The organism is uncultured Roseobacter sp. (assembly GCF_947492555.1).
In the GTDB taxonomy this organism is placed as follows: Bacteria; Pseudomonadota; Alphaproteobacteria; order Rhodobacterales; family Rhodobacteraceae; genus Roseobacter.
In genome coordinates this window covers 1-3,950 of record NZ_CANLNE010000010.1, presented here as the reverse complement: position 1 = coordinate 3,950, position 3,950 = coordinate 1, and the positions used below count along the sequence as shown (strand labels likewise).

At 64.3% G+C, this 3,950-nt stretch carries 3 protein-coding genes; all 3 read left to right on the top strand.

The genetic code is table 11. The annotated features are described in order from the left end of the window. A partial coding sequence (locus Q1A07_RS21860) for a (2Fe-2S)-binding protein (RefSeq protein WP_299784652.1) occupies positions 1 to 451 on the top strand: 451 nt, incomplete at its 5' end. 153 nt (positions 452 to 604) lie between these two features. Next, the gene (locus tag Q1A07_RS21855) at positions 605 to 2,977 is read left to right on the top strand and encodes a xanthine dehydrogenase family protein molybdopterin-binding subunit (RefSeq protein WP_299784650.1); all 2,373 of its coding nucleotides are present in this window, start codon (positions 605 to 607) and stop codon (positions 2,975 to 2,977) included. Positions 2,978 to 3,180: 203 nt separating this feature from the next. Further along, positions 3,181 to 3,950 (top strand): xanthine dehydrogenase family protein subunit M (locus tag Q1A07_RS21850; protein ID WP_299784648.1); only part of this gene is annotated, 770 nt, incomplete at its 3' end.

Below are 3,950 nucleotides of genomic sequence, written 5' to 3'. Positions count from 1 at the left end.
GCGTTCTGGTTCTGTTGAGGGTCGGACGTTGTTGTCGTCATTTTTGCGGGATGAGCTGCAGCTGACGGGGACACATGTGGGGTGTGATACGTCGCAGTGCGGGGCCTGTGTTGTGCATGTGGATGGGGTTGCGGTGAAGGCCTGCACGATGCTGGCGGCGGAGGCTGCGGGCTCGGAGGTTGTGACGATTGAAGGAATGGCGCATGCGGATGGCTCGCTGAATGTCATTCAGCAGGCGTTCCAGGATCACCACGGGCTGCAGTGCGGCTTTTGTACGCCGGGTATGGTGATGTCGGCGGCGGCGCTCCTGAAGGAGAACCCCAAGCCGAGCGAGGCAGAGGTGCGGGACTATCTGGAGGGCAATATCTGCCGCTGCACCGGGTACCACAACATCGTCAAGGCGATCATGGCGGCCTCTGGTCAGGACGTGGCCGCTGTCGCGGCGGAATGACAGCCGCATGCGCTGTGGCAGGGGTGGCCCAAGGCCCACCCTACCTGCTGACTGCGCATGTGAGGACGAACACAACCGGAGGCTTTGGAGCGACCGGAGTGCAACCAACAGGTAGGGTGGGCCTTGGGCCACCGTTTGACAGGGAGGAATGACATGCCAAAAGATGGAGGCATCGGTGCCAGCTCAAAGCGGCGCGAGGACGTCCGGTTTTTGACCGGGGCGGGGAATTACACGGACGACATCAACATCCGGGGGCAGGCACATGTGTTCTTTCTGCGTTCGGACGTGGCTCATGGGACGATCACATCCATCGACACCGGTGCGGCGGCAGCCATGCCGGGGGTGGTGCAGATATTTACCGGTGCGGATTTTGAAGCGGTGGGCGGCATGCCCTGCGGTTGGCAGGTGACGGACAAGCACGGTCAACCCATGCAGGAGCCGCGCCACCCGATCCTGGCCCATGGCAAGGTGCGCCATGTGGGCGAGCCGATTGCGGCGGTGGTCGCCGAGACGCTGGAGCAGGCGCGCGATGCCGCCGAGGCCATCGAGGTGGAGATTGCCGAGCTGCCGGCGGTCGTGGACATGAAGGCGGCCGTGGCCAGCGATGACGTGAAGGTGCATGACGATCTGACCTCGAACCTCTGCTATGACTGGGGCTTTGTCGAAGAGAACAAGGCCGCCACGGATGAGGCCTTTGCCAAGGCTGCGCATGTGACGACGCTGGAGCTGGTGAACAACCGGCTGGTCGCGAACCCGATGGAGCCGCGCGTGGCGGTGGGCGATTACGCCCGTGGCACGCAGGACCACACGCTTTATACCACTTCCCAGAACCCGCATGTGATCCGCCTGCTGATGGGTGCCTTTGTGCTGGGCATACCCGAGCACAAGCTGCGGGTGGTGGCCCCTGACGTTGGCGGTGGCTTTGGCACCAAGATCTTCCACTACCAGGAAGAGGCCTTTGTGACCTTTGCGGCCAAGGCGTGTAATCGCCCGGTCAAATGGACGTCGAGCCGGTCGGAGGCCTTCATGTCGGATGCGCATGGCCGCGATCATGTGACGAAGATCGAGCTGGCGCTGGATGCAGAGAACAACTTCACCGCGCTCCGCACCGAGACCTTCGCCAATATGGGGGCGTACCTGAGCACCTTTGCGCCCTCGATCCCGACCTGGCTGCACGGCACGCTGATGGCGGGGAACTACCGCACACCGCTCATCTATGTGAATGTGAAAGCGGTCTTTACCAACACGGTGCCCGTGGATGCCTATCGCGGCGCCGGGCGGCCCGAGGCGACCTTCCAGCTGGAGCGCGTCATCGATCAGGCGGCGCGGGAACTGGGGGTCGACCCGGTCGAGCTGCGGCGACAGAACTTCATCACCGAGTTCCCCTATGCCACGCCCGTGGCGGTGGAATATGACACCGGCGACTACCACGCGACCATGGACAAGGTGCTGGAGCTCTCCGATCGCGATGGGTTTGCCGCCCGACGTGCCGAGAGCGAGGCCCGCGGCAAGCTGCGCGGTTTTGGCATCAACTGCTTTATCGAGGCTTGCGGCATTGCGCCCAGCAACCTCGTGGGCCAGCTGGGCGCGCGCGCGGGGCTCTATGAAAGCGCCACGGTGCGCGTCAATGCCACGGGCGGTCTGGTGGTGATGACCGGCTCGCATTCCCACGGGCAGGGGCATGAGACCTCCTTTGCGCAGGTGGTGGCCGACATGATCGGCATTGACGAGAACATGGTCGAGGTGGTGCATGGCGATACCGCCAACACGCCGATGGGCATGGGCACCTATGGCTCACGTTCCATCGCGGTGGGCGGGTCGGCCATGGTGCGCGCGACGGAAAAGATCATCGCGAAGGCCAAGAAGATCGCGTCCCACCTGCTGGAGGCCTCCGAGAGCGACATCGAGCTCAAGGATGGGGCGTTCAGCGTGGCGGGCACGGATAAATCCGTGGCCTGGGGGGATGTGACGCTCGCCGCTTACGTGCCGCATAATTATCCGCTGGAGGATATCGAGCCGGGGCTGGAGGAGACGGCGTTCTATGATCCCAGCAACTTCACCTACCCGGCGGGCGCCTATACCTGCGAGGTGGAGGTCGACCCGGCGACGGGCGAGGTCAGCATCGAGCGCTTTGCCTCTGCGGATGATTTTGGCAATGTGATCAACCCGATGATCGTGGAAGGCCAGGTGCATGGCGGGATCGCGCAAGGGATCGGTCAGGCGCTCTTGGAGAACTGCTCGTATGACGAGAACGGGCAGCTTCTGAGCGCGTCTTATATGGATTACGCGATGCCACGGGCGGACAACCTGCCGCAGATGGATCATTACGTGGTCGATCACTCCTGCCAGACGCCCTGCACGCATAACCCGCTGGGGGTGAAGGGCTGTGGCGAGGCCGGGGCCATCGGCTCGCCGCCCACGGTGATCAATGCGATCATCGATGCGCTGCAGTCGGGCGGTCACGATGTGGCGCATCTGGACATGCCGGCCACACCGGCGCGGGTCTGGGCGGCGATGAACGAATGATGGGGGTCTGTGTGGCTGGCCGTGCTCCGGGGCATCGTCCATTGTTCTCGAACCAATGGCGAACAATGGACAATCCCGTTCGGCCTCAAACTGTCCGCTGGACAGTTTGCCGCTAACGCGGACCGGCCTCACGCCCCGGGATATTTGACGCCAGAAGAAGGTGAGATGCGCCTTTTGAACTGGCGGATGGAAAGGACGAAACGATGTATAATTTTGATGTGGAGACCCCCGGCACCGTAGCGGATGCAGCTGCTGCCATGGGACGTGAGGACGCGCAGGCGCTGGGGGGCGGGCAGACGCTGATCCCGACGCTGAAGCAGCGGCTGGCGAGCCCCTCGGTGCTGGTGAGTCTGAGCGGTGTGGCCGAGATGAAAGGCGTGTGCACCGGCGAGGACGGGCGGCTGTGTATCGGCGGCGCGACGACCCATGCCACGGTGGCGGCGGAGGCGGGGGCCTATCCGGGCCTCGCGGCGCTGGCCAGTCACATTGGTGATCCGGCGGTGCGCAACCGCGGCACCATCGGCGGATCGCTGGCCAATAACGACCCCTCGGCCTGTTACCCGGCTGCGGTGCTGGGATCGGGGGCCACGGTGGTGACCAACAGCCGCGAGATCGCGGCGGATGACTATTTCGAGGGCATGTTCACCACGGCGCTGGAGGAGGGCGAGATCATCACCGAGGTGCGCTTCCCGGTGCCGCAAGCCTCGAATTATCAGAAGTTTGTGCAGCCCGCCTCGCGCTTTGCGCTGGTCGGTGTCTTTGTGGCGAAGTTCGCGGAGGGCGTGCGGGTGGCGATCACCGGGGCCTCGAACGACGGCGTCTTCCGCTGGGGCGAGGCCGAAGCGGCGCTGTCGTCGGACTTCTCATCCGCCGCCCTCGACGGGCTCACGCTCTCCGGCGCCGACATGATCAGCGACCTGCACGGCACCGGCGACTACCGCGCACATCTCACCGCCGTCATGACAAAACGCGC